This is a genomic window from Cohnella endophytica, from assembly GCF_003628305.1.
Taxonomy (GTDB): Bacteria; Bacillota; Bacilli; order Paenibacillales; family Paenibacillaceae; genus Cohnella; species Cohnella endophytica.
In genome coordinates this window covers 528784-553241 of record NZ_RBZM01000004.1, presented here as the reverse complement: position 1 = coordinate 553241, position 24458 = coordinate 528784, and the positions used below count along the sequence as shown (strand labels likewise).

Sequence of the window (24458 nt, the reverse complement as noted above, 5' to 3'; positions counted from 1 at the left end):
CCGATCCCGAATGCGCTTTCATGATCATGAGGAAAAGCAGTCCTCAACCAAAGTCATTATAACATAGTGTGCGGAAACCCGTCATAGGGGGAAAGGACTTTTTCGGCTAAGGAGGGGCAATATTGCCTAACAAGTTCCAATCGCGTGCCTAAGGAACCGGATTTGATGATATAATGGACATCAAGTTCGAGTACGGCAAATTGAAGGGGGGAACCGGCATGCAGCATACGAAAACCCACGTTCGACACTCCTTGGATCGGGGCGGCCGATTCCTGATCGTCGAAGGGCCCGTACCTCCGGAATCCTTACGCAATATGACGCTCCATCCTAGCCTGGATGCTTTCCGTAGGCCGAAGGAACAACATCAAGCTTTGATCGAGATCGCCGAGCTTCCCGAAGGGCGAATTATCGTCGCCCGCGACGGCGACGTCGTCGTCGGATACGTGACTTTCCATTACCCGGACGAGATGGAGCGTTGGTCGGAAGGCGGAATGGTCGACCTGGTCGAATTGGGAGCGATCGAAGTCGCCGACGACTATCGTAACCTCGGATTCGGCAAATTGCTGATCTCTACCGCGTTCGAGAATGGGCAATTGGACGATATTATCGTATTTACGACCGAGTATTATTGGCACTGGGATTTGGAGTCCAGCGGCCTGAACGTATGGGAATACCGCGAGATGATGGAAAAGCTGATGAAATCGGTCGGCATGGTCTGGTTCGCGACCGACGACCCGGAAATTTGCGCCCATCCCGCCAACTGTCTCATGGTAAGAATCGGCAAGGACGTCCCGCTCTCGTCCGTCGAGCAATTCGACCGGGTACGGTTCCGTCAACGTTTCATGTATTAGCGAAAGGCAGGCGACCTCCACTGACTTCCAACGATTCCAGAACGATATGGATACAAACTTCCGATTCCGCGCGTTACAGATTCTCGGACGAACATCCGTTTCATCCGGTGAGGCTCGCGTTGACGGAAAGCCTTCTGCGAGGCGAACGGGCGTTGGACAACGCGCAGATAGCCTTTCCCGTCTCTATGGAAGAAGCCGAACGGGTTGTCCGGAGTATTCACAGAGCCGACTATATCGAAGCCGTGGAGGCGCTTAGCGCGAGCGCTCCCGGCGAGGACGCGGATCGCAAAGCAAACGCTTACGGGCTCGCCCGCGACGGGGACACCCCTTACTTTCACGGGATGCACGAAGCCTCCTTGTCCGTGGCGGCAGGATCCATCGCCGCGGCCGACGCGGTCATGTCGGGAAGCGTCGACCGGGCTCTTCATCTAGCCGGAGGATTGCATCACGCATTCCCGGACCGGGCTTCCGGCTTCTGCGTATACAACGATGCGGCAGCCGCGATCTCGTATTTGCGCGACGTCTACGACGCACGCGTCCTCTATATCGATACCGACGTTCATCATGGAGACGGGGTTCAATGGTTTTTTTACACGGACCCTAACGTTTTTACGCTTTCGATCCACGAAACGGGCAAATTTTTGTTTCCGGGCAGCGGCTTCCCCCACGAACGGGGAGATTCTTCGGGTTACGGCGCCTGCTTAAACGTATCCATGGAACCTTACACGGAGGACGAGTCTTGGCTCGAGTGCTTTAGCGAGGCTGTCGAACGCGCGGCTCTCGCCTTCAAACCGGATATTATCGTCAGCCAACACGGGTGCGATGCCCACGCCTATGATCCGCTCGCCCATATTCATTGCAGCATGCGCATTTATCGCGAGATGCCGCGGATCATTCATGAACTCGCGGATCGTTATACTTCGGGCAAATGGGTCGCTTTGGGCGGAGGCGGCTACGACCACTGGAGAGTCGTTCCGAGAGCTTGGAGCTTGCTGTGGCTGGAGATGAACGCTCATCCTTTGCTAGCCTCCATCGACTCCGAGCCTGACGGAGGCTTACTTCCGGAAGGATGGAGCGATATTCTAACGAATATGAAGCCGGAAGAAACTCTTCCGGTCACGTGGCTCGATAACGTTACCGCTTGGGCGCCAATGCCGCGAAGGGCGGAGATTACGGCAAAGAACAGGGCGATGCTCGAGATCGCCCTGCAGCATATCGGGTAACTCATACGGACATAACAAAGAGACCGTCGCAGGCATTTGCCCGCAACGGTCTTTTTGTTATTCGAATTACAACGCCTTTACCATTTCTTCCACGATCGCGAAGGACCGGTTGGCCGCTTCAATCGTGAATTCGGCAAAATTCACGTGAGCCGAACCGTCCGCCTTATCGGACATCGAACGAATAACGACGTACGGAATATCGTTCATGTGGCAGACTTGGGCGACCGATGCGCCCTCCATCTCCGTGCAAGCGCCGCCGAGTTCTTCGTAGAGCTGCTTGACGGCGGAGCGATCCGCGATGAATTGATCGCCGGATAGCACCTTTCCCGTCACGCATCGGCCGGGAAACACCTTCTCGCCGGATAGTTCGGCAAGCGCAACGAGACGCGCGTCCGCGGCGTATTCCGACACGTCCTGATAAGGAATCGTTCCGCGCGGAAATCCAAGAGCCGTCACGTCAACGTCATGCTGCAAGCTGCTGGAGGAGACGACGATGTCCCCGATGTTCAATGCCGGATCCACAGCGCCCGCTACCCCCGTGAAAATAACGGCATCCGCGCCGAAACGGTCGATTAGGATTTGAGTACATACCGCCGAGTTTACTTTGCCGACCCCGGAACGGGTCAGCACGACCTTCTTGCCGTGAAAATCGCCTCGGTGATAGACGATTCCCCCATGTTTTTCCGTTTGCTTATTTTCCAATCGCGCCAATACAAGCTCGATCTCTTCCTGCATGGCGCCAATGATTCCGATCGTACCGAAAGCCATACCCGTTCATCCCCTTCTGTATTTAACTCATAAAGAAGCCCCGCCGCGGCCGATCTGGCACCGAAGCAGGGCTGTCTATTCGCGAAAGTTGCGTGCTAACCGTTGTTTCGCGGTCCGGTTACGGAGCGGCGAACGATCAGCTCATGCGGCAAAATAACCGTTCCGTTCTCTACGGCTTCCTTCTTCATCAGCTTCGTCAGCAGCCTCATCGACACCGCTCCGATGTCGTACATCGGTTGCGCGACCGTCGTCAAGAGCGGACGAACCATCGAGGAGATCCGGCTGTTATCCACGCTGATGACGGAAATGTCGTTCGGAACGTTCAGGTTCGCGTCTTGAATGCAATGGATCGCTCCGATCGCCATCTCGTCCGTTGCGGAGAAAACGGCAGTCGGACGCTCGGTCAGAGTGAGGAAATACTGCATGGCGTCGATGCCGGACTCGTATTTATAATTCCCGACCCTAACGTATTCCTCGCGGTAAGGAAGCCCCGCTTGATCAAGAGCGCGCTTGTAGCCTTGGTAACGGGCATAACCGTTGGCAGGATCCTGCAAAGTACCGCTGATCATCGCGATCGCTTTGTGGCCTTCCTCGATCAGACGGTTAACCGCGTCGAAAGCCGCGGCTTCATGGTCGATATCGACGGAAGGGATCGTGCCCTTCTCGTCTTTCGTCGCGCAAAGCACGATCGGCACGTTGGAAGTTTTGAAAGCTTGAATATGCTCGTCCGTTACGGCTCCGCCCATGAATAGCAAACCGTCGACTTGCTTCTCCAGCAACGTGTTGATAACGCGGATTTCCTTGTCCTTGCGCTTGTCCGCGTTACTAAGAATAATATTGTAGTGGTACATGTTCGCGATGTCTTCGATCCCGCGCGCCACCTCCGCGAAAATCGCGTTAGCGATATCGGGAATAACGACCCCTACGGTCGTCGTTTTCTTGCTGGCGAGTCCGCGAGCGACCGCATTCGGCCGATAACCGAGACGTTCTATCGCTTCATATACTTTTTTCCGCGTTTGCGGCTTTACGTTCGGGTTGTTATTGACTACGCGCGATACTGTCGCCATCGATACGCCAGCTTCGCGCGCCACGTCGTAAATGGTTACCGTCACAATAATTCGCTCCAATGTTCGTGACTGGAAAACAATTGACCGTCCAGTCATGGATTATTAAGGTAATCATACGACAAAACCGCATGTTTAGCAATCTAACATGGGGTTTATTAAGCGCATGAGGTCGAGATTAGAGATTGCTTGCGGAAGGAACGAGCTTTTCCGACAAAAAAGCGTAAGTAATATGCCAATGCGACGTATTCCAAACCGGTTGACCGTCTTTTACTAGAATCGCTTGCGGGGAAGCGTGCTTGATATCGAGTTGCTCCGCGATCGCGTTGCTGACCGGACGATCCTCGATAACGTGAACGATCGCGTAATCGACCTGCTCCGCCTTGCGGTCTTCGATAAAGTGCGTGAACTCTTCGTGCGCGCCCGCGCTGACCGAACAGCTCGTGCTATGCTTGAATACGAGCAACGGCTTAGCGGCCGAACCCTTGAGCGCTTGTTCCCATTGCTCTATGGTCGTCAATTGTTGTACGTTTGCCATTTGATTCAGCCTCCTCAAAAAAAGTCGTAAGATCATCGTAGCAGAAATAGGCGTCCTTCGCAAAAAAAGACGAGGGCGGTCGCCCCCGTCTTAGGCGCTAGAATATGTATTGGGCGCTTAATTGCGATAACCGATTCTCTAAGTCCGCCTTCCATGCTTCATCTTTGAGAGAATCGGCGAGCAGCAGCAAATCGAGCAGCTGATTCACTCTTTCCTCCGTGACTTCGGCAATAGCGGCGGCATGCAACCTATCCGAGCGATTTAGCGCTTGCGACAATACCCCTGCCCACTCGTGTACCTGATCGAACGAGATGCTATGGGCGACCGGTCTAGCTCCTAGCTGGCCTACCAACTTGCCGACGTCTTCCTTGACGCCCGGGAACACGTCGTTCCTGCCGCACATGTGGCAATTGTATACGGGGACGTTGTTGATATTTACTTTTTTGGCGAAAATGACGGTACGGAGCATGAGCGTCATGTCTCCTCCGCAGGGACAGTGTTTAAGCAACGGGATTCTCTCCTTATGAGCAAAGAGCTTTCCCTGATTTATTCGCTCCCCGGCCTAGGGAATCCTGCATTACCTAACGGTGTAATTTCTGGAACTCCGCCTACCTATTAAGTAATATACGATAAGCACGAGCAAGCCCGCGACGGCCGCTCCGATCCCGTCGTGCAGCAAGTCCTGAGGATCCGGCGTGCGCATCGGCACGAACGACTGGTGCCATTCGTCGGTAATCCCATAGAGCAAGCAGAGGACAACGTTCAACAAGAATCCCGGCCATGTGGCCGCCCTCTTCCCCATCGCCAGCGCGAAGGACAAGCCTAACGCGAAATAAGCGACGTAATGCATCGGGTTGAAATCCGTTAAGGCCGGCAACCATTTCTGTAACCAAGGAAGAACCGTATCCAGTTGGTCGCCGCTTCTGGACGAAGTAATAAAAATCGTCAGCATGCAGATGACCGCGGGAGCATATCTCCATTTCGAATTCAATCTCATTTTTCCTCCTCCTGCTCCTCCGCGCCGGCGTGAACCGTAATCTCTATTCTGGTACAATGGAGTCTAGTTTCCGTAAAGACGTTGAATGGAGGATATGTGATTATGACCGCAAACAAAAGAGTCGTATGTCTGCTAGACGACGAGTTCGAAGATTTGGAGCTCTGGTATCCGGTTTACCGTCTTCGCGAAGAAGGCGCCGAGGTACTGTACGCCGGTCCGGAAAAAGGGCGCAAGCACATCGGCAAGTACGGCGTGCCCGCGGTGGCGGATATCGGCTACGAAGAGCTTAACGCGGACCTTTTCGACGGACTGCTCGTCCCGGGCGGATGGGCTCCGGATAAAATCCGCAGAGATGCCCGCGTGCTGGACTTCGTACGTCGCATGAACGATGCCGGCAAGCCGATCGGACAAATCTGTCACGCCGGCTGGGTTCTCATCTCCGCCAAAATATTGGAAGGCAGGACCGTAACCTCAACGCCGGGTATACGCGACGATATGGAGAACGCCGGATCCACGTGGCTGGACGAAGCGGTCGTCGTCGACGGTAACATCGTCTCCGCCCGGAGACCGCCCGATCTTCCCCCTTACGCCAAAGCGTTCTGCGATTTGCTCTTCGGACGTTAAACCAAATGCCTCCCTGCCTCCGCCAAGAATTCGTTTCTTCCGGGCGGCGCGGAGGCATTTCATATTACCTTAGATTATAGCAGCGATTGTACGTTCCCCGGAGCAAGCGCCGCTTCCGCATGGAATTGGCTTGCCAATGCGCGCACTTCCGACGCCGTCTTGCAGCGGAACATCTCTTCGAGCAGCTTGCGACTATCCGCAGCCTTCGTTCGCAGCAGGCCATCCTTAACGGGCAGGATCGCTTGCGCGGATAAGCTCAACTCCTCGATACCAAGACCTAACCAGATCGGTAAAGCATTGACGTCGCCCGCGATTTCCCCGCAGATGCTGACCGGAATTCCTTGCGATTTGGCCGCGTTCGTCACGGCGCGGATCATCCGCAAGATGGCCGGATGATAGGGCTCGTATAGATGGCTGATCTGCTCGTTCATGCGATCGACGGCTAACGTGAATTGAATGAGGTCGTTCGTTCCGATACTGAAAAACGCCGCTTCCTCGGCTAATAAATCCGCGATGGCCACGGCCGCGGGCACTTCGATCATAATGCCGGCTTGGATGTCGGCATCATAAGGAATGCCTTCCGCTGCCAGTTCGCGTTTCGCCTCGGAAAGCACCGCGTTCGCATCCCTTACCTCGTCTATGGAGGTAATAAGCGGATACATAATCCGCACGTCGCCGTATTCGGACGCACGCAGAATCGCTCTGAGCTGGATTTTGAACAAATCCTTGCGCTCCAAGCTGAACCGAATCGCCCGGAAACCGAGGAACGGGTTTTCTTCCTCCGGCAGCTCGTAATAATCCAGCTGTTTGTCTCCGCCGATATCCAGCGTTCGGATGATCAAGGTTTCCCCTCTTAGCTTCTGGACTACCGCTCGATACACTTCGAATTGCTCATCTTCCGTTGGAAATCGGCTCCGATCCATGTACAGAAACTCCGTCCGGAACAGTCCGACCCCTTCCGCCCCGTTGGCAAGAGCCGCATCCAGCTCTTTCAGCGAACTGATATTTGCGGCTAGCGTCAGAGGAACGCCGTCCTGAGATAGAGAAGGCACCTCTACGAGCTTGAGCAACTGCTCCTTGACGACGTTCTGACGCTTACGCATATCCGTATAGCGGGATACGGTTTCCGACGAAGGATCGACCTGCAGCATCCCCGAACCGCCATCGATAATGAGCAAGTCTCCCGTCGCGATCGGTTGCTCCAGCTTGCCTTCGACGCCCATGACCATCGGAATTCCGAACGCTCTCGCCATGATCGCGGAATGCGAGGTAGGACTGCCTACCATCGTGACGATCCCGAGTACGAGCTCCGGCTTCAGATGAACCAGCTGCGAAGGAGACAGCTCGCGCACGACGAGCACGAACGGCTGCGTGTCCTCCGGCAAAGCGATATCCGGAGCGCCAAGCAAATGCTTAAGCAGACGGTTGCCTACGTCTTTGATATCCAAGGCGCGCTCTTTCATATATTCGTCGTCCAACAAATCGAACATCGTAACGAAGTGATCGATCGCTTCCTTGACGGCCACTTCCGCGACTTTATATTGACGCTGAATAATGCCCTGGATCTCGTTCATGAACACCGGATCTTCCAGAATGGCCAGATGGGCGTCGAATATGCTCGCTTCCTCCGAGCCTACGACCTCGTCAAGCTCCGTCCTCATCTGATTGATCTCGGTCTTGGAGCGCCGAATCCCCTCGTAAAGCCGCTCGAATTCTTTGGCCAAGTCCGCCACGTCGATTTTCTGATCCGGCAACTCCCACTCCCAATGCGGCAAAACGAACGCTTTGCCGATGGCGATTCCCTGCGATGCCCCCAACGCCTGAATCATTTCTCCGCCCCCTTGTTCTCTCTCTCTTTCACAACGACCGACATGACGGCAGCCTGGCCTTTCTTGACCGCCTTATACGGCGCGAACCTCCAAGACTTCACGATGTCCGGATTCGTGATGACCATCGGAGTCGCCAACGATTTGGCATGTTTTTTCAAGGTAGGGATATGGAACTTCAGGAGCGGCTGTCCCGGAGTTACCTCGTCTCCCATCTTTACGAGAATCGTAAAGCCTTTGCCTCCAAGATGAGAGGTGTCTATGCCGACGTGCAGCAACACCTCCAGTCCATCCTTCGTCGATAAACCGATTGCATGCAAGGAGGGATGGATGTGAATGATCGTTCCATGAACGGGCGCTACGAGTTCCCCTTTGTCCGGAATAAACGCGACCCCTCGCCCGACAAGCCGTTGCGCGAAGATCGGATCGTCTACCTCTTCGAGAGGAATCATGCGACCTTGCAAGGGGGAATGGAATTGTATTTGCTGGACGTCTGTCTGGATATGTTTATTGATTTCTTCCCGGATCAGCTCCGAGAAGGTTCCGAAGACGACCTGCACGTGCCCGCCCCCAAGGCGGATAACTCCAGCTGCTCCCAGGTGACGCAGCGACTGCACATCGACCCGTCGATCGTCTTCCAAGGTTAAGCGCAAGCGGGTGATGCACGCTTCGAGCCTGACGACGTTCTCCTTCCCGCCCAGCGACTGCAAAATAAGGGGAGCCCGGTAGGGGATATCTCCCGCCCAATCGTCCAGCCGCGTCGCGTCTTCGCGTCCCGGAGTCGCCAATTGGAACCTGCGAATACTCCATCTGAACATCACGTAATACAGCAGACCGACAACGAGGCCGATCGGAATAAGCAGCCATCCCTTTTGAGCCAGCGGCATGTTGACCAAGAACTCCAGGGCTCCCGCGGAAAAGGTAAAACCGTGATGAATATCGAGCTCGTACACGAGCCACATGATTCCCCCGGAGATTAGCGCATGCACGATAAAGAGGTACGGCGCGACGAACAGAAACGCGAACTCTACCGGTTCCGTGACTCCCGTCAAAAAAGAACTCAAAGCGGCAATCCGGAATTGCTTCCTCGTCTTCGGCTTCAAATCTTCACGGGCTTCGTGAATGATCGCGAACGCGACCGCCGGCAGGGCGAACATCATGATCGGGTACAATCCCGCCATGAATATGCCCGCATTCGGATCGCCGGCGAAGAAACGCGGCATATCCCCGAAATAGACGGAACCGTTAGCATCGGAATACTGCCCGACCTGGAACCAGAAAACGTGGTTCAGCAGATGGTGCAACCCGAACGCGACAAGAATCCGATGCAGGAACCCATACAAGAACACGCCAAAGCCGCCAGCGGAATAAACGAGCGTGCCCGCCGATTCCGCCCAGCCTCTTAACCCTTCGCCGACGCCGATCATGATCCAAGAAAAGAGGAGCGAAACGACGCTCATGAATAGCGGAACGAAACGCGAGCCTCCGAAAAACTGCAAAAATTCGGGAAGCTGGAACGACTTGAACCGATCGTGCGCCCATCCGGAAATGATGCCAATGACCGCGCCGGCGAACATCGAGGGTTGAACGCCGTTCGGGTCGTATGTATACGTAACGATATGAAAAATAAACATGCCGGTTAACGCCGCCATGCCCGCCGTCGCGGTCTGATTGGACAAGCCCAGCGCGATCCCGATCGCGAAGACGTAAGGGATGTATTCGAAGATGGCCATTCCCGCCGCGTGTAGAATGTCCGGCACTTGCGGCCAGCCGAAGGAGTCCCACGGCAGGCGCGCCAACATCAGGAAGATGGCAGCCGCGGGAAGTACCGTCATCGGGAGCATCATGGCTCGGCCGAGCCTCTGGAGATAGCCGATTCCGTACAAGTTTTTCCCCTCCTTTCCGATGAAAAAATGAAAGCGAGAAGGAAATAAAAAGATGACCAAGGGATGGGACGACGATGTATCTCCTTCCAGCCGCTTCCTCTCCGCCCATTGCCTGATGAGACTTTCAAGGTGGCAATGAGCTCCAAGAGGCGGACGTAAACTCTTACAGGAGATACATCTTGGTCCCTTTTATGGTCATCTATTTACTTCCTTCAAATCCTGATTTTTCATTGCCGATTTTTTTAAGACGCAGGTTTACCCTGCGGGAGAAGAATCGAATCTTCGACTTTGATGCAGCGGTCCATGATGATCCGAAGGCCGCCTTCGGTCGCGATGGACGCGGCTTCCTCGTTGGAGATGCCGAGTTGGAGCCAAAGTACTTTCGCGCCGACTTCGACGGCTTCCTTGGCGATCGGCGGAGTATGCTCCGGTCTGCGAAAGACGTTCACGATGTCGATCGGTTCCGGAACGTCCTTCAGGGAAGGATAGCTTTTCTCGCCGAGGATCGACGTCGCGTTCGGGTTAACCGGAATGATGCGGTAGCCTTTGGCTTGCATCGCCTCGGACACCATATAAGACGTCTTGCTAGGGTCGTCGGACAAACCGACGACGGCGATCGTATCGGCGCCGATCAAAATTTGCTTGATTTCATCTCTTGACGGGTGAACGTATGCCATTGGATGAACCTCCCTTGATTGGGGCGAATTTGATTTCGGTTTAGTCTGCCCACTCGACTTGGGCGCCAAGCGCCTTCAAATGATCGAAATAGATCGGATAAGATTTGGCCACGTGATGCGCATCCTTAATGCGGATAGGCTGCGCCGAACGCAAGCCCACGATCGTAAGCGCCATGATTACCCGGTGATCGAAGTGAGCGTCGATCTCGACGCCGCCTTCCACGCCTTCCGGACGGCCGTGGACGATGATCTCGTCCCGCTTCTCTTCTACCCGCGCCCCCGCTTTGCGCAGCTCGGCCAAGTAGTCGGTAATGCGATCGCATTCCTTGTAACGCAAGTTCTCCACGTTGTAGAAACGGGAAGTGCCTTCGGCGAAGACGGCTGCCGCCACCATGGCGAGCACGCCGTCGGTAAATTCGTCGCCGTCGAACTCTCCTGCAGTCAGACGGCCGTTTCCTTGCACGTGAACGATGCCGTTCTCGTGCGTCAACGGAACGTTCATCGCGCGCAATACGTCGACGACCGCGCGCTCGCCTTGTTTGCTGTTCTCCATCAAACGATGGACGACGACGTCGGATTCCGTAACCGCCGCAGCGGCCAAGATCGCCGCCGAGCCGGGGTAGTCTCCTTGAACCGTATAGGTCTGCGCTTTATATTTCTGCTTGCCCGGAATTTTGTAATGCATCAGGTCTTCGGATGCATCGACGACGATTCCCGCTTGGGCGAGCACCTCGAGCGTCTGACCGATAACGACCTTGGATTTCAGGTCGTGAAGCACTTCGATTTCGCTATCTTCTTCTAATAGCGGGGTCAAGAACAAGAGCGCGCTGAGGAACTGGGAGCTCACGTTACCCGATACTTGAATTTTGCCGCCGCGCGGATTCCCGCCTTTGATCGTCATCGGCAGACGACCGTTGTTGTGCTCGATCGTAACGCCCATGCTCTCAAGCGCGACGATCAGATCGTCATGCGGACGTTTGCCAAGCGATTCCGGGTAAGCATTGACGAAATGAACTTCCGGCAGCAGCGCCGCGATGGCCATGACGAAACGCAATACGGCGCCCGCATTGCCTACGTTAAGCTCGTTCGCGGCTTTTGGATGGCGACCGAAGCCGGTAATGACGATTTTCTCCTCGTCCTCTTCGACGATCGCTCCCAGATCGCGGATGCAACGACGCATCGCTTCTCCGTCTTCGCTGTGCGCGGGGTAAAGGATCGTGCTCGTGCCTTCCGCTAGCGCGGAAACGAGTAAATAACGAGTCGTATAATTTTTGGAGGATAAAGCTTGAATTTCACCGTTGAGTTTGCCGGTTGGGGTAACGATCATATCCATTCCTAAACACGCTCCTTGTCGATAACGATTATGTATTCATGAGGTTGCCCAATGCGACGCCAATGGCGGTCAATCCGAAGCCGCCGATATAAGTCGCGGCGATATACGTTCTTAACGTTCCCTTAGCTCCCTTTGCGGATAAATCGGCTTTCTGCACGTTTAATGTCGAGTACGTCGTCAACCCGCCTAGAATGCCGATTCCCGAGAAAGCGTATGCGGCGAAATCCGTTTGTTCCAGATGAGTCCCGATCAACATTCCCATCGCGAAGGAGCCTGCCAAATTCACGGTTAAAGTACCGTAATAACCCGGCTTAAGCTTCGCGGCCGCAGAACGGCTGACGCCGTAGCGCAATAACGTCCCGATCGAACCCCCGATGCCGACGAGGCAAGCCGTCCATATGCCGTTCATGCCGACCTGCCCCTTCCCCATTCCAAGCCTCTTGAGGCAAGCCACCAGCCGCCTAGCCCGCTGATTAGCGCGTATGCGGCAGCGAATGCGTATGCTCCGTTATCGCATAGCTGCCACAACTGCCCGTTAAACGAGCTGAACGTCGTGTAAGCGCCAAGAAATCCGACGCCCAGTACGTCTCCCAGCCAGGCCGGTGCATTTCCTCCCGAAACTTTGCCCGTCAGAAGACCGAGCAGCAAGGAGCCCGACAAGTTAATAACCAGCGTGGCCCATGGGAAAGGAGTTCCTTCCGCATGCTGCGGAAACAGGAACCCAAGCTCGAAGCGGAACAAGGCTCCTAGAAATCCCGCAACGGCGATACCGATCGCGATTCTCATCAATTCCCCGCCTTACGTTGACATCGCTATGCGCAGTTTCTTATGATGAACTTATATTCCATTGAAAAGAAGGTTGACCTCAGATGAGCGAACACGCGACGATTTCCGTCGAACAACTTAAATCCCGGCTGGATGCCGGAGAACGAATTCATCTAATTGACGTACGGGAAGAGGAAGAAGTGGCTCAGGGCATGATTTCCGGAGCGATTCACCTGCCTCTCGGTCAAGTTCCGCAGCAATTAAACGCGATTCCGAAAGAAGAGGAAGTCGTCTTCATCTGCCGCAGCGGCTATCGCAGCGATCAAGCCTGCCAGTACTTGTCCTCGCTCGGATATAAAGGCGTAACGAACATGATCGGCGGCATGCTCGCCTGGTCGCAGCTTCCTTAAGATTGCTCGGGCAAACCAACCATTAACGAATCCGCTACCTCCGAAGGCGATCGGTCGGACGTATCCACGCTCGCATGCGCGAAATCGTAGGCATGGCGCCTCGATTCCAGCAAACTGGTAACCCGTTCCTCCGCATCGCCTTCGAGCAGCGGCCTCGTTCCCGCGGCGGCCGCGCTCGTTACGCGCCGTATCAAGCTTTCTTTATCGGCCGTAAGCGCCACAACCCAACCTCCGGATAACAGGATGCTCCGATTCCTCTCGCGAAGTACGGCTCCCCCTCCGGTCGCCACCACTTGCTTATCCTTCTCCAGCACCCGTTCCAGAACCTTCGTTTCCCAATCCCGGAATGCCGGCTCTCCGTCTTCGGCGAATATTTGCCTGATAGGCTTACCCGCCAATCTCTCGATTTCTTCGTCCGTGTCTATGCTCTCCCAGCCAAGACGCTCGGATAGGATTCGGCTGACCGTCGATTTGCCGGTCCCCATGAAGCCCACAATGATAATGTTGCGGCTAGAGCCGTTTCCGTTCAACGCAAGCTCCCCATTTCTTGTTTATTACGTTTTATCTATCATAGCATATCGCATTTCAGGTATAAAACGAGCAGTTTTTCCGTAACTTTGATAGTGTACGAACATGTCGTCAAAGGTGATGTTATGCTTGGATAAAACACGGGTCTACCTGCCGGCCGAACAACCGCTGCGCCGGCTACTCGATCCCTCGCACCCGCTGTGCAGGGAGGATGTGCTTTGGGCGCTCGGCTTCATTAAGAAAAAAGTGGCCGATAGAGCGCCCGAATGGTCGGGGCTCGATCGGCCACAGCTGCTTGCCCATTTTACCTGTTTCGCGGATATGGCTTTGTTGCTCCTTCACCGGCGAAGTCCGAGCGGTCACGATACCGCCTGCTTTCGCCGGATGTTAAGCGAGCTTGCCCCGCGCGACTGAATTAAGAGTTCATCCAGTTATGATGGAACGTGCCTTCTTTGTCCAGACGTTTGAACGTATGGGCTCCGAAGTAGTCGCGTTGCGCTTGAAGCAAGTTAGCCGGCAGACGCTCCGAACGGTAGCTATCGTAATAAGCGATCGCGCTGGCGAACGAAGGAACTGGTATGCCGTATGCGATTGCCGTGGAAACGACTTCGCGCCATGCGTCTTGGTACGATTCGACGACGCCTTTGAAATACTCGTCGAGCAACAGGTTGCGAAGTTCCGGCTCGCGGTCGTACGCGTCCATGATGTTTTGCAGGAAACGCGCGCGAATGATGCAGCCGCCGCGGAAGATCTTCGCGATAGCGCCGTAACGCAAATTCCAGCCGTACTCATCTGAAGCGGCACGCATTTGCGCGAAGCCTTGCGCGTAGGAGCAAATTTTGCTCGCGAACAGCGCTTTGCGGACGCTCTCGATGAACGCGGTTTTATCGCCTTGGAACGGTTTCGTTTGCGGTCCTTTGAGCACTTTGCTGGCGGCTACGCGTTCTTCTTTCATAGCCGACAAGAAACGGGAGAATACCGATTCCGTGATGATGGACAAAGGTACGCCGAGATCGAGCGCGCTTTGGCTCGTCCATTTGCCGGTTCCTTTTTGTCCCGCGGAATCCAGAATAACGTCGACCATCGGTTTGCCGGTCTCCGCATCCTTCTGCGCGAAAATATCGGTCGTGATCTCGATCAGGTAGCTATCCAGCTCGCCTTTGTTCCACTCGCCGAAGATGTCGTGCAACTCGTCCGTGGACACGCCTACGACGTCCTTAAGCAATTGGTAAGCTTCGCAAATCAGCTGCATGTCGCCGTATTCGATTCCGTTGTGCACCATTTTAACGTAGTGCCCCGCGCCATCCGGTCCGATATATGTACAACATGGATCGCCATTGACTTTCGCGGAAATGCCCGTCAAGATCGGCTCGACCAAACGGTAAGCTTCTTCAGGTCCGCCCGGCATGATAGACGGGCCTTTCAACGCGCCTTCTTCGCCGCCGGATACGCCCGTTCCGATAAAATGGAAGCCTTGCGCCGTCAAATCTTTGCTGCGACGTTGGGTATCCGGGAAAAATGCGTTACCGCCATCGATAATGATATCTCCTTGATCCAGATGCGGAACGAGCGATTCGATCGTCGCGTCCGTACCTGCGCCCGCTTGCACCATAATCAGAATTTTACGAGGTTTCTCGAGCGAGTTCACGAATTCTTCCACGGAAAACGTGCCTACGAGATTTTTGCCTTGTCCATCCGTAGCGAGCAGATCGTCGGTTTTTTCTCTCGAGCGGTTATATACCGCAACCGTAAATCCGCGGCTCTCGATATTCAGGGCCAGGTTGCGTCCCATGACGGCTAAGCCGACAACGCCAATGTTTGCTTTCGACATAATGTTCTTCATCCCCTGTTACAAAATTTTCACAATAAAACTATTGTACTCTTTTTGCGACCAGAAGAAAACCACCATTTCCAATGCCGATAATCGCCTAAAAATTGCTTGCTTTTTTCTTTAACTTAATATTTAATAGTAAATATAAATAATAAAGGGAGTGTTAATTATGGCAGCAAGCAATTGGGCACTTGATAAATCTCACAGCGGAATTTCCTTCAGCGTCCGTCACATGATGATCACGAACGTACGCGGCAACTTTAACGAATTCGACGCAACCGTCTCCGCGGATCCCGCGAACTTGGCCGATCTGGAAGCGACGCTTACGATCGACGTCAACAGCATCAGCACGAAAGACGAAGGACGCGACGGCCACTTGAAATCACCGGACTTCTTTAATGCCGAGCAGTTCCCGCAAATTACGTTCAAGAAAACCTCGATCGAAACCAAAGGCGGCGAAGACTATGCGCTAACCGGAGATCTTACGATCGCCGGCGTAACGAAATCCGTTACGTTAAACGCGGAAATTTCCGGTCCTGCCAAAGATCCGTGGGGCAACGTAAAATTGGGCGTAGCGGCCGACGGCGTTATCCACCGTTCGGAATTCGGATTAACTTGGAATGCCGCGCTTGAAACGGGCGGCCTGCTCGTAGGCGACGCTATCAAAGTTCACATCGAATTGGAATTCGCTCAAGCGAACTAATCTATTCCTAAATAAAGAGGAGACCCTTAAAGACTAGGGTCTCCTCTTGTTTCATATATGGGTTTACGCGCTGGTTAAAGTTCCAATAGAAGCATCTCGGTACGCATAGCCTTGAGCTTTTCCTTGCTGGACTCGATCGCTTCGGTCCAATCGTTCGCGATCGCCTCGTGAAGAACGGCGAGTTCGTAATCGACCTCAAGGCGTAGCACGCCCGCTCGCAGCTCGGCTCTTTTTGATTTGAAGGCCTGCACCATGTCTTCTATCGTAACTTGAGGCCGCTTTTGAAAAATAATCCGATGTTCCATGCCGGACACCTCCACGAGACGGATAATTTCGCCGAACATGATATTCTCGATTCTAAGCACTTGACGGTCGTGAATTCTCTTTACGACAGCGTGACCTCGGGTATCGTTGATAAGCTTCTCGATCCATTGCGACAGCTTCTCGTCCTTGACCAAATAATCTCCGACCATTTTGTAGCGGCCCAGCACTCTGAGGAACCTAAGCTTCAGCAATTTACGGCCCGTTCTTACGGATACGATGAACTGATGCTCGCTCTCGTTCCAATACAGGGAATAGCCTTCCTGAATGAGTTCCCGGATCAAATTCTGAATCTGGCGACGTTCGAATCGTAGCTCTAGGTTGCAATACTCCACCTCATGGCTGCGGTTCACGGCCATCCCCCCCTCCTGCATTAATCGCATGGCTTGAGATATTGACCGAATTGTCTGAATATTGTGGCTTACTACTATCTTATACTCCATCTTATGTTATGGCAACTTGGTTTCTTGACTATTTTCCTTCCTATTTTTTACGCAATCCGGTGCCGTTCATCCCAATATTGCGTACATGCGGACGAGAATGTTAAACTCTCGTGAAAGGAGAGTTCTCATATGACCCAATCGACAAATACTTTAGCCGAGTTTCAAGGTTTCGAGGACCGGGATTTCGCGGTATTCGAGATCGCCGGACTGGAAGCGCGGATGGAAGCGCTCATCGAGAACGTCCGGCCGAAATTCCACCTCATCGGCCAAGAGATCATCCCTTCGCTCGAGTCGATGTGCGAGGAAGAGATGTTCGTCCACGTGGCCAAGCATGCGCGCAGAACCGTTAACCCTCCGAACGACAGTTGGGTCGCCTTCGCCAATAATAAGCGCGGTTATAAAGCCTACCCGCATTTTCAGATCGGCTTATGGTCAAGCCACGTCTTCGTGCAGTTCGCCATTATTTATGAATGTCCGAATAAGGACGCCTTCGCGGAGCGCGCCTTGAACGAGTTGGAATCCATACGCCGCTCCGTTCCCGCCGGCTTCGTCTGGTCTAAGGACCATATGGTTCCTACGGGGCTCGTGCATGGGCAAATGACGAATGACGAACTGGCCGAATTGTTTACCAGACTTAAAACCGTCAAAGCCGCTGAGCTTACGTGCGGCATTCATATCCGGCGCGGCGATCCGATTCTATCCGATGCCGATGCTTTCTTGAGCAAAACAAAGGAAACGTTCAAGACGTTGTTGCCTTTGTATCGCATGGCATTCGCCTGAGCGAAGGGGATAGCGATTCCGCAATAATAGCGTACAACAAAAGCCGTTCAAGGGAATATCCCTTGAACGGCTTTGTGCATGAACCCGATTTATTGCGCGATTCCCGCGTCGACCGCCTTCACGGCGGATTTACGTTGTTTGGCCGATTTGCGGAAGTACAGCAATTCGTAAATGCAAGGCACGATGACCAGCGTCAGCACCGTCGAAATGACGAGGCCTCCGATAACGACGATGGCAAGGCTTTTGGAGACGATGCTTCCGCTTTCCGCGGAACTGAAGACGAGGGGCAGCATCGCACCGACCGTCGCGATCGCGGTCATCAGAATCGGACGCATACGAATGCCGGCCGCTTCGAGAAGCGCTTCGCGAATCGTCATGTTCTTGTCGACTTCGTTATGCTTCACGCGGTCGATCAAGACGATCGCGTTCGTAACGACGATACCGATGAGCATAACGACGCCGAAGATGGCGGTGAAGTCCGGCGTAATCCCGGAGACGATCAGACCAAGCACCGAACCGATCGGAATAAAGAAGATCGAGCTGAGAATCGCCAGTGGCGCTTTGATCGTCTTGAACGTGAATACCATAACCAGATAAACGATCCCGATGGACACGAGCGCCATCATCAATAGGCTCATGATGTCCGCCGACTGGTCGGCGGATGCGCCGCCTACGTTCAGCTTCACGCCTTCAGGCAGCTTCACTTCCTTCATCTGCTTACTGATCTCGGAACCGACTTTGGACAGTTGGGACGGTTCGACGGAAGCCGATACGCGAACGTAGCTTTTGCCGTCCTTATGGAAGAACGTCGTCGCTTGCTCCGCTTTCACCCATTTGGCGATGCTGGATACCGGTTTCGGTCCTGCGTCCGTCATAATGGTAAGCGCGGACAAATCGCTCTCCGATGTCGGTTTCAAAGCCGGTTGCAGCATAACCGAGATGTCTTGATCGTCAATCGTCAGCGAACCTACCGGCACCGGATTGAGCATGCCTTGAAGTTGCATGGCGACATCGCCGCCCTTGGCCGTCGTAGGATCGATCTCCAAGGTGTATACCGTTTTCTTCTCTTGTTGGTTGCTTTCGACTTTCAGAACGTCTTTGATCGGTTTGATCTTGGCCATGACTTCCTCGGCCGTCTTGCCGATCGTCTCGAGATTATCCCCCGTTATGTCGACGATGACTTGAGTCGAGCTTCCGCCGCCGGAAAGGAAAGTTCCCGTCCCCGTATTCAGCGTCGCCCCTGGATAGTTCGCGGCTTCCGCTTTAACGGCTTCGATCACTTTCTCGGCATCCGCGCCTTTTTTCATTTTCAGCATGTAAGACACGAGCGTCGGAGATTGTACCGAGGCGTATTTCGCGGCTTCCGCGCTATTCCCGTTACTCATCGTGACCCATTCGACGTCGTCGCGATTCATGAGGAACGATTCCAGCTTACTGCCGCTATCCAGCACTTGGATGATCGGCGTATCCGGCTTGTATTCCAAGCTCACGTTCAGGTTCTCCGCGCTGGACGAATCGATCGCGCCCTTAGGCATCGCAATGTACGTTCCAATGGAACCGAAGAGCAGAAGGATCGCTCCAATGATCGGAATCCATTTGAAACGCAAGTTCCATTCGAGCAAGCGAACGAACCGCTTGGAAGGTTGATGTTCCTTGATTTTCGATTTTTTGAGCATACCGGAGCTCATGAGCGGGATGATCGTCAATGCTACGAGCAACGAGGATAGCATCGCGTAGGTCATCGTCAGGGCGAACGGAAGCAAGAAAGATTGCAGACCGCCTCTTAGCAAGCTCATCGGCAAGAAAATACAAATCGTCGCGAGAGTGGACGCCGTAATTGCCCGAGATACTTCTTTGGTCGCGTCGATTACGAGATCGCGCGAGAACTTCTCTTGCTGCAGACGGCGGAAAATATTCTCGATAACGACGATACTATCGTCGACGAGACGTCCGACGGCAACCGCGACACCGCCGAGCGTAAGAATGTTAAGCGTAATGCCCGACATATCGAGCAAATAAAGCGTCATCGCGAGCGATAGCGGAATCGAGACGATCGTAACCAGCGTCGCGCGAATGTTGCGCATGAAGATCAGGATGACGATCGTTGCCAGCAAGGCACCGATTAATACTTCGCGGATCATGCTGTCTACGGAATGAACCACTTGCTCGGACGTGCTGATGTAGACGATCATGTTGACGGATTTGTTCTCGCCATTGTATTTCTTGACGATGTCTTCTACCGCGCCGCCGACTTTGACCGCATTGGAATTGGCGCCTTTGGAGATGACGAAATTGAGCGCGTCTTTGCCGTTCATATGGAACAGCGTTTCTTTTGCGTCATCGTAAGTAACCGTCGCTACGTCCGCGAGCTTAACGCCTTGCGCGACGGGAAGACGTTTCAAGGCTTCGACGTCGCTCAGCGCGGCGGAGACGTTCAAGTTCACGACCTGGCCGCCAAGCGTACTCTCGCCGACGGAAGCGGAAGCTTCGCGTCCTTGCAGTACGCCGTACAGCGATTGCAGCGGAACGCCCTTCTCGGCAAGCTTGGCCAGGTCGGGTACGATATTGACTTTCGGCTGGGACTTCCCGGACATCTGAACGCTGCCGACGCCGTCGATCGCTTCGAATTCGCCAAGCACTTGCTGTTCTAGCGCATCCTTCCGCGCATCCGTCAATCCGTCTTCGAAGGTTAGAGTTACGAATGAGATCGGAATCATCGAAGTATTGAATTGCACGACGTAAGGCGGAGACACGTTAGCTGGAAGCCGAACCGCGTTAACGGCTTTCTCGACTTCCGCCTTCGCTTCCTTCATGTTCGTATTCGAATCGAAATTCAGGTTTACTTGGGAGAAGCCGTCTCCCGAGTTCGTAAAGACGTTTGTCTTGCCTTTAATAGCCGCCAACGATTTCTCCAACGGCCCAGTTACGGAGCGGTCCATCGAAGACGCGTCGTAACCCGGCCCGATTACCGATACGGTAACTTGCGGGTTGTCGGCTTCGGGCAGAAACTCCCTCGGCAACTTCGTATAACTGAGAATCCCCATCCCTAAAACCATGATGACAATGATGATCATTGCCGCTTTGTTGCGGAATGCGCCGTTAATTAAACTTTTCACTCGAAAAAATTCCCCTTCCACACCTTTGATTGTTCTGTGTCTCAAGCATAACGGATTCCTTGGCATTGTGAGAAACGACTGCAGACCGGACTTCAACCTAGACTAAAGTCTGATGCCACTTCCTGCCGAAGTCTGCTTTTGGAAATCATTCCCTTCTTATCATAAAGGGGATTTATGAACGGAATATGAACTGCTGAGTCAAATTGATAGAACGTAAAAAAACCGAAGCGATGGGCTCCGGTTTTCTGCATTCCTTTATGAAGGGTGTCGGTTATCGGTTATGCGTGCGCCTTCTGACGGACTTTGCTACGGAATTGAGCCAGCAATCCGAGCGCGGCGATGGATAATGCGCCCGAGACGACGAACGGCAACCATGAGGTAGCGCCGAGCAACGCCGCTCCCAGCAATGGCCCGACGATTCGGCCCAAGCTATCCATCGAGGAGCTAAGCCCGGAGGCGATGCCTTGTCCGACCGTCGTCTTCTGTGTGATAAGCGAAGTAACGCAAGGCTTAATAAGCGAATTGCCGATTCCGAACACGCATAGGTACACGGTCGCAATGACCCAACTCGAAGCGGTCAAGAGCAAGAAGAAACCGATCGCGGAGATGACCAACCCGATGGCAATGTAACGGGTTTCCTGACCGTTCTTCACCTTCCTGCGTACGAAGCCGCCTTGCACGAGCGCTCCCGCCAATCCGCAGAAAAAGAACATCATTCCGATCTGCAGCGGGGTAACGCCGAATTTGTCGATGCCGAACAGTTGAAGAGTCGCTTCCAGAATGGCGAGCGAGAACGTAACGAAAAATGCGAGCACGTACAGCGATTTAAGCGGCCCCTGGAACGCGGTCCAGCGAGATACTCTCTTTGCCGAATCCTGGGATGCCCGGCGTTCCGCCGGCAAAGATTCGGGAAGCTTGAACCATGCGGCCACGAAAACGAGGAACGAAAGCGCGGCGGCGGCATAGAACGGGGTATGGATCTGAATTTCGCTCAAGAACCCGCCGAATCCGGGTCCGAAAGTGAAACCGAGTCCGATGCTCATCCCGACGACCGCCATTCCTTTCGTGCGTTCCTTCTCGGTCGTTATGTCCGCGACGTAGGCTACGATGCATGAGACGACCGCCCCCGAGAACAGACCGCCCAATATACGGGAAGCGTACATGATCGCCAAGTTATCGCCAGATAATCCGAACAAGAGGAAGCTGATACTGAATCCGAGAACGCCCGTCATGATGACCGGCCGGCGCCCGATACGCTCGGACAGTCCTCCCCATACGGGACTGAGCAGGAAAGACATGAGGGAATAAATCGCGAGCATCGCCCCCGTGTGCCAGTTCGCCGATTCTTTGCTGGCTTCCGTCACTAATTGAGGCAATACGGGAATAATGATGCCGAATCCGATAAAAATCGTAAAGAGCATAAGTCCAACGATAGCTAATTTGCTTTTCACGGAAATTGTCTCTCCTCTGTCATTTGCGTTGCGAAACTGATCTAAATCTCGATTCGATGAAATAATCGTAGCATATCGGGGGCTTCGTTCCAAATCCGTTCTGTTGACGTTTTGGTGACAAGTTGGGCAACATCGCTCGCATGGAGGACACATTGTTCCTACGGCGGTTGATTTCCCCCCTATTTTTGTTATACTCATGCTTGTTTGAACTAAGCGTTCAAACCTATCCGACGTATGTTCGAGAAAGGCAGGGAACTCCATATGGATCATAATCGTACTCCGTTATTCGACGCGCTGCGTTCCCACGCGAAGCAGAATCCCGTGCAATTCCACATTCCAGGTCATAAGAAAGGCGTGGGAATGGATCCCGAGTACCGCGACTTTATCGGCCAGAACGTTCTAGATATCGACTTGATCAACATCGCTCCGCTTGATGACTTGCATCAACCGATCGGCGTTATTCTTGAAGCCCAGCAGCTTGCCGCCGACGCCTTCGGCGCGGATGCTACTTACTTCTCGGTTCAAGGAACAAGCACCGCCATCATGACGATGATCTTATCCGTATGCGGTCACGGCGATAAAATCATTATCCCGCGCAACGTACATAAATCGATTTTGTCCGCGATCATTTTCGCCGGAGCTCGTCCCGTGTTTCTCTCGCCCGTTCGCGATACGAACCTTGGGATCGACCACGGCGTCACGACTCGCTCCGTTCGCAGGGCGCTTGAACGCCACCCCGACGCAGCCGCGGTGCTCGTTATCAACCCGACCTATTACGGTGTATGCACGCATTTGAAAGAAATCGTCGACCTAGTACATGAATACGACATTCCTGTGCTCGTAGACGAGGCCCACGGTGCGCTGATTCATTTTTCGGAAAACTTGCCACTATCCGCCATGCAAGCAGGAGCCGACATGGCCGCTACGAGCATTCACAAGCTCGGAGGGTCGATGACCCAGAGCTCCATCCTGAATATTCGCAAGGGCCTGGTCAATCCCCAACGCGTTCAGACGATTCTGAGCTTGCTCATGACCACTTCGACTTCCTATCCGTTGCTCGCTTCCTTGGACACCGCTAGACGCCAGCTTGCCATGCACGGCAAAGAAATTGCGGAAAGAACGCTGAGACTGGCCTTGAAAGCCCGCGAGGCGGTTAACCGGATCGAAGGTTTGTACAGCTTCGGCGAAGAAATTCTTGGCGATGAAGCGACGTACGATTACGATCCGACTAAGTTGGCCATTCACGTTCGTCATCTGGGCATTACCGGTTACGACGCGGAAAATTGGTTGCGCGAGCATTACCGTCTCGAAGTCGAGCTTAGCGATATGTACAACATTTTGTGCTTGATCACGCCGGGCGACAACGAGGAGTCGATCGGCATACTCATAGAAGCACTGCAAGCGATGGCCGATGCCTACCATGCGGATGACAAAGAAATTCCGGAGGTCGTAGTCAAAATTCCGGAAATTCCCCACCTGGCATTAACTCCAAGGGACGCGTTCTACGGAGAAACGGAGCTCGTTCCTTTCAGGGAATCCGCCGGCCGGATTATCGCCGAGTTCATCTACGTATACCCTCCGGGTATTCCGATCTTGCTGCCGGGCGAAGTGATCTCCCAGGAGAATATCGATTATATCGCAGATCATTTGGAAGTCGGTCTCCCCGTTAAAGGTCCGGAAGACAGGTCCGTAACGAACGTCAAAGTAATTATGGAAGAAACGGCAATCTCGTAACTTTCTTGCGCCTGTTCCCTATGGGAATAGGCGCTTTTTCGATCCGCTGACGGCGGCGTCCCGACTGTTGCTGGAACCCGTTGCCAACCGATCGGGGAAATGCTATCATGGGCGTGGAGGTGGAACCCGATGAGTCAAAGCGCTTACATATCTCTCGTGCAAGGCTCTGCCGTAGCCGAGATCGACTTGAACGGCGTAAAGGAGCAACTGGGCCATTACAAGGAGCAGATGACTTTAACCGGCCGACAGCTGGGCTGGGATTACGCGGAAGCAGCATTCCCTTACAGCATCGAGAGTAAGCCTGAAGCACAGGATCAATGGTTCTATCTGAAGGGAATTAATCCTCTTTATCGGTACATCGTCGTCGGTACGGGTACCCGCGAAGAAGACGGATCTATCGTCCCTTACATCCATCTCGTCCTTCCTAACGATTCTACGCATGGCGACAAAGCCAAGGCGAATGAATTGTGCAAATGGATCGGCAAACAACTACAGGCGGAAGTTAAAATGTTCAACGGGCGGACGATCTACTTTAATCCACGCAAATAATAACCAAACTTAAAAGCAGCAGTCGGGTCCGCTTTGCGGG

The 24458-nt window shown here is 53.8% G+C and carries 25 protein-coding genes; 9 read left to right on the top strand and 16 right to left on the bottom strand.

Going from position 1 to position 24458, the window contains the following annotated elements; translation table 11 throughout:
• Nucleotides 1-218: 218 nt before the first annotated feature.
• Both D7Z26_RS09095 and D7Z26_RS09090 read left to right on the top strand, forming a co-directional pair.
• Nucleotides 219-851, top strand: a complete 633-nt coding sequence (locus D7Z26_RS09095) for a GNAT family N-acetyltransferase (protein WP_120976559.1) — start codon at nucleotides 219-221, stop codon at nucleotides 849-851.
• Entirely contained in the window at nucleotides 812-2074 is a 1263-nt protein-coding gene (locus D7Z26_RS09090; protein ID WP_325050446.1) for an acetoin utilization protein AcuC, read from the top strand. The genes D7Z26_RS09095 and D7Z26_RS09090 overlap by 40 nt, the downstream gene beginning before the upstream one ends.
• Before the next feature lie 66 nt (nucleotides 2075-2140).
• Here D7Z26_RS09090 and D7Z26_RS09085 read toward each other — a convergent pair whose 3' ends face one another.
• From D7Z26_RS09085 to D7Z26_RS09065, 5 genes are all read right to left on the bottom strand, one after another.
• On the bottom strand, nucleotides 2141-2842 hold the full coding sequence (locus D7Z26_RS09085) for a 5'-methylthioadenosine/adenosylhomocysteine nucleosidase (RefSeq protein WP_120976010.1): 702 nt from the start codon (nucleotides 2840-2842) through the stop codon (nucleotides 2141-2143).
• 95 nt (nucleotides 2843-2937) lie between these two features.
• The gene (gene ccpA, locus D7Z26_RS09080) at nucleotides 2938-3954 is read right to left on the bottom strand and encodes a catabolite control protein A (RefSeq protein ID WP_120976008.1); all 1017 of its coding nucleotides are present in this window, start codon (nucleotides 3952-3954) and stop codon (nucleotides 2938-2940) included.
• Nucleotides 3955-4084: 130 nt separating this feature from the next.
• Nucleotides 4085-4444 carry a bacillithiol system redox-active protein YtxJ gene (gene ytxJ, locus D7Z26_RS09075; RefSeq protein WP_120976006.1) on the bottom strand — a complete coding sequence of 120 codons (360 nt, stop codon included), beginning with the start codon at nucleotides 4442-4444 and terminating at the stop codon, nucleotides 4085-4087.
• A 97-nt stretch (nucleotides 4445-4541) separates the two neighbouring features.
• Nucleotides 4542-4952 carry a TraR/DksA C4-type zinc finger protein gene (locus D7Z26_RS09070; protein WP_147423843.1) on the bottom strand — a complete coding sequence of 137 codons (411 nt, stop codon included), beginning with the start codon at nucleotides 4950-4952 and terminating at the stop codon, nucleotides 4542-4544.
• A gap of 69 nt (nucleotides 4953-5021) precedes the next feature.
• Nucleotides 5022-5441 (bottom strand): VanZ family protein, encoded by a 420-nt coding sequence (locus D7Z26_RS09065; RefSeq protein ID WP_120976003.1) that lies wholly within the window; start codon nucleotides 5439-5441, stop codon nucleotides 5022-5024.
• Between the two features lie 102 nt (nucleotides 5442-5543).
• On the opposite strand from D7Z26_RS09065, the gene D7Z26_RS09060 reads away from it, so the two are divergent.
• On the top strand, nucleotides 5544-6065 hold the full coding sequence (locus tag D7Z26_RS09060; protein ID WP_120976001.1) for a type 1 glutamine amidotransferase domain-containing protein: 522 nt from the start codon (nucleotides 5544-5546) through the stop codon (nucleotides 6063-6065).
• A gap of 74 nt (nucleotides 6066-6139) precedes the next feature.
• On the opposite strand, the gene ptsP is transcribed toward D7Z26_RS09060, so the two are convergent.
• The 6 genes from ptsP to D7Z26_RS09030 form a co-directional block, all read right to left on the bottom strand.
• Entirely contained in the window at nucleotides 6140-7894 is a 1755-nt protein-coding gene (gene ptsP / locus D7Z26_RS09055) for a phosphoenolpyruvate--protein phosphotransferase (protein WP_120976000.1), read from the bottom strand.
• The gene (locus tag D7Z26_RS09050; RefSeq protein WP_407643498.1) at nucleotides 7891-9738 is read right to left on the bottom strand and encodes a glucose PTS transporter subunit IIA; all 1848 of its coding nucleotides are present in this window, start codon (nucleotides 9736-9738) and stop codon (nucleotides 7891-7893) included. The genes ptsP and D7Z26_RS09050 overlap by 4 nt, the downstream gene beginning before the upstream one ends.
• A gap of 281 nt (nucleotides 9739-10019) precedes the next feature.
• Nucleotides 10020-10454 (bottom strand): CoA-binding protein, encoded by a 435-nt coding sequence (locus D7Z26_RS09045; protein WP_120975996.1) that lies wholly within the window; start codon nucleotides 10452-10454, stop codon nucleotides 10020-10022.
• 40 nt (nucleotides 10455-10494) lie between these two features.
• Nucleotides 10495-11787 (bottom strand): 3-phosphoshikimate 1-carboxyvinyltransferase, encoded by a 1293-nt coding sequence (gene aroA, locus D7Z26_RS09040; RefSeq protein WP_120975994.1) that lies wholly within the window; start codon nucleotides 11785-11787, stop codon nucleotides 10495-10497.
• Between the two features lie 28 nt (nucleotides 11788-11815).
• Nucleotides 11816-12217: a fluoride efflux transporter FluC gene (locus D7Z26_RS09035; RefSeq protein WP_120975992.1), complete on the bottom strand. Its 402-nt coding sequence runs from the start codon at nucleotides 12215-12217 to the stop codon at nucleotides 11816-11818.
• Entirely contained in the window at nucleotides 12193-12573 is a 381-nt protein-coding gene (locus D7Z26_RS09030; protein WP_120975990.1) for a FluC/FEX family fluoride channel, read from the bottom strand. Before D7Z26_RS09030 ends, D7Z26_RS09035 begins: the two co-directional genes overlap by 25 nt.
• Nucleotides 12574-12656: 83 nt before the next feature.
• On the opposite strand from D7Z26_RS09030, the gene D7Z26_RS09025 reads away from it, so the two are divergent.
• On the top strand, nucleotides 12657-12962 hold the full coding sequence (locus D7Z26_RS09025; RefSeq protein ID WP_120975988.1) for a rhodanese-like domain-containing protein: 306 nt from the start codon (nucleotides 12657-12659) through the stop codon (nucleotides 12960-12962).
• Here D7Z26_RS09025 and D7Z26_RS09020 read toward each other — a convergent pair.
• Entirely contained in the window at nucleotides 12959-13492 is a 534-nt protein-coding gene (locus tag D7Z26_RS09020; RefSeq protein WP_267900991.1) for a shikimate kinase, read from the bottom strand. The two genes, D7Z26_RS09025 and D7Z26_RS09020, sit on opposite strands and share 4 nt — an antisense overlap.
• Before the next feature lie 127 nt (nucleotides 13493-13619).
• Here D7Z26_RS09020 and D7Z26_RS09015 point away from each other — a divergent pair, with 127 nt between their 5' ends.
• Nucleotides 13620-13904, top strand: coding sequence for a hypothetical protein (locus D7Z26_RS09015; RefSeq protein WP_120975987.1), 285 nt, complete (start codon nucleotides 13620-13622; stop codon nucleotides 13902-13904).
• Between the two features lies 1 nt (nucleotide 13905).
• Here D7Z26_RS09015 and gndA read toward each other — a convergent pair whose 3' ends face one another.
• The gene (gene gndA, locus D7Z26_RS09010; RefSeq protein WP_120975985.1) at nucleotides 13906-15321 is read right to left on the bottom strand and encodes an NADP-dependent phosphogluconate dehydrogenase; all 1416 of its coding nucleotides are present in this window, start codon (nucleotides 15319-15321) and stop codon (nucleotides 13906-13908) included.
• A 169-nt stretch (nucleotides 15322-15490) separates the two neighbouring features.
• Between gndA and D7Z26_RS09005 the strand changes: the two genes are divergently transcribed.
• The gene (locus D7Z26_RS09005) at nucleotides 15491-16024 is read left to right on the top strand and encodes a YceI family protein (protein ID WP_120975984.1); all 534 of its coding nucleotides are present in this window, start codon (nucleotides 15491-15493) and stop codon (nucleotides 16022-16024) included.
• A 74-nt stretch (nucleotides 16025-16098) separates the two neighbouring features.
• Here the strand turns inward: D7Z26_RS09005 and D7Z26_RS09000 are convergent, their stop codons facing one another.
• Nucleotides 16099-16698, bottom strand: coding sequence for a hypothetical protein (locus D7Z26_RS09000; protein WP_120976553.1), 600 nt, complete (start codon nucleotides 16696-16698; stop codon nucleotides 16099-16101).
• Nucleotides 16699-16917: 219 nt separating this feature from the next.
• On the opposite strand from D7Z26_RS09000, the gene D7Z26_RS08995 reads away from it, so the two are divergent.
• On the top strand, nucleotides 16918-17568 hold the full coding sequence (locus tag D7Z26_RS08995) for a YktB family protein (protein WP_120975983.1): 651 nt from the start codon (nucleotides 16918-16920) through the stop codon (nucleotides 17566-17568).
• An 89-nt stretch (nucleotides 17569-17657) separates the two neighbouring features.
• Here D7Z26_RS08995 and D7Z26_RS08990 read toward each other — a convergent pair whose 3' ends face one another.
• Complete coding sequence (locus D7Z26_RS08990; RefSeq protein ID WP_233566737.1) at nucleotides 17658-20684, bottom strand: efflux RND transporter permease subunit; 3027 nt, start codon at nucleotides 20682-20684, stop codon at nucleotides 17658-17660.
• A 278-nt stretch (nucleotides 20685-20962) separates the two neighbouring features.
• The gene (locus D7Z26_RS08985; protein WP_120975981.1) at nucleotides 20963-22135 is read right to left on the bottom strand and encodes an MFS transporter; all 1173 of its coding nucleotides are present in this window, start codon (nucleotides 22133-22135) and stop codon (nucleotides 20963-20965) included.
• 261 nt (nucleotides 22136-22396) lie between these two features.
• On the opposite strand from D7Z26_RS08985, the gene D7Z26_RS08980 reads away from it, so the two are divergent.
• On the top strand, nucleotides 22397-23869 hold the full coding sequence (locus tag D7Z26_RS08980) for an aminotransferase class I/II-fold pyridoxal phosphate-dependent enzyme (protein WP_120975979.1): 1473 nt from the start codon (nucleotides 22397-22399) through the stop codon (nucleotides 23867-23869).
• 129 nt (nucleotides 23870-23998) lie between these two features.
• Nucleotides 23999-24418 (top strand): DUF1885 family protein, encoded by a 420-nt coding sequence (locus D7Z26_RS08975; protein ID WP_120975977.1) that lies wholly within the window; start codon nucleotides 23999-24001, stop codon nucleotides 24416-24418.
• Nucleotides 24419-24458 lie beyond the last annotated feature (40 nt).

Excerpts from the sequence above, each read along its gene's own strand:
- D7Z26_RS09095 (WP_120976559.1), top strand. The coding sequence starts at position 219 with ATGCAGCATACGAAAACCCACGTTCGACACTCCTTGGATCGGGGCGGC.
- D7Z26_RS09085 (WP_120976010.1), bottom strand. The coding sequence starts at position 2,842 with ATGGCTTTCGGTACGATCGGAATCATTGGCGCCATGCAGGAAGAGATC.
- ytxJ (WP_120976006.1), bottom strand. The coding sequence starts at position 4,444 with ATGGCAAACGTACAACAATTGACGACCATAGAGCAATGGGAACAAGCG.
- D7Z26_RS09065 (WP_120976003.1), bottom strand. The coding sequence starts at position 5,441 with ATGAGATTGAATTCGAAATGGAGATATGCTCCCGCGGTCATCTGCATG.
- D7Z26_RS09060 (WP_120976001.1), top strand. The coding sequence starts at position 5,544 with ATGACCGCAAACAAAAGAGTCGTATGTCTGCTAGACGACGAGTTCGAA.
- ptsP (WP_120976000.1), bottom strand. The coding sequence starts at position 7,894 with ATGATTCAGGCGTTGGGGGCATCGCAGGGAATCGCCATCGGCAAAGCG.
- D7Z26_RS09050 (WP_407643498.1), bottom strand. The coding sequence starts at position 9,738 with ATGATGCTCCCGATGACGGTACTTCCCGCGGCTGCCATCTTCCTGATG.
- D7Z26_RS09045 (WP_120975996.1), bottom strand. The coding sequence starts at position 10,454 with ATGGCATACGTTCACCCGTCAAGAGATGAAATCAAGCAAATTTTGATC.
- aroA (WP_120975994.1), bottom strand. The coding sequence starts at position 11,787 with ATGGATATGATCGTTACCCCAACCGGCAAACTCAACGGTGAAATTCAA.
- D7Z26_RS09035 (WP_120975992.1), bottom strand. The coding sequence starts at position 12,217 with ATGGGGAAGGGGCAGGTCGGCATGAACGGCATATGGACGGCTTGCCTC.
- D7Z26_RS09030 (WP_120975990.1), bottom strand. The coding sequence starts at position 12,573 with ATGAGAATCGCGATCGGTATCGCCGTTGCGGGATTTCTAGGAGCCTTG.
- D7Z26_RS09025 (WP_120975988.1), top strand. The coding sequence starts at position 12,657 with ATGAGCGAACACGCGACGATTTCCGTCGAACAACTTAAATCCCGGCTG.
- gndA (WP_120975985.1), bottom strand. The coding sequence starts at position 15,321 with ATGTCGAAAGCAAACATTGGCGTTGTCGGCTTAGCCGTCATGGGACGC.
- D7Z26_RS09005 (WP_120975984.1), top strand. The coding sequence starts at position 15,491 with ATGGCAGCAAGCAATTGGGCACTTGATAAATCTCACAGCGGAATTTCC.
- D7Z26_RS08995 (WP_120975983.1), top strand. The coding sequence starts at position 16,918 with ATGACCCAATCGACAAATACTTTAGCCGAGTTTCAAGGTTTCGAGGAC.
- D7Z26_RS08980 (WP_120975979.1), top strand. The coding sequence starts at position 22,397 with ATGGATCATAATCGTACTCCGTTATTCGACGCGCTGCGTTCCCACGCG.
- D7Z26_RS08975 (WP_120975977.1), top strand. The coding sequence starts at position 23,999 with ATGAGTCAAAGCGCTTACATATCTCTCGTGCAAGGCTCTGCCGTAGCC.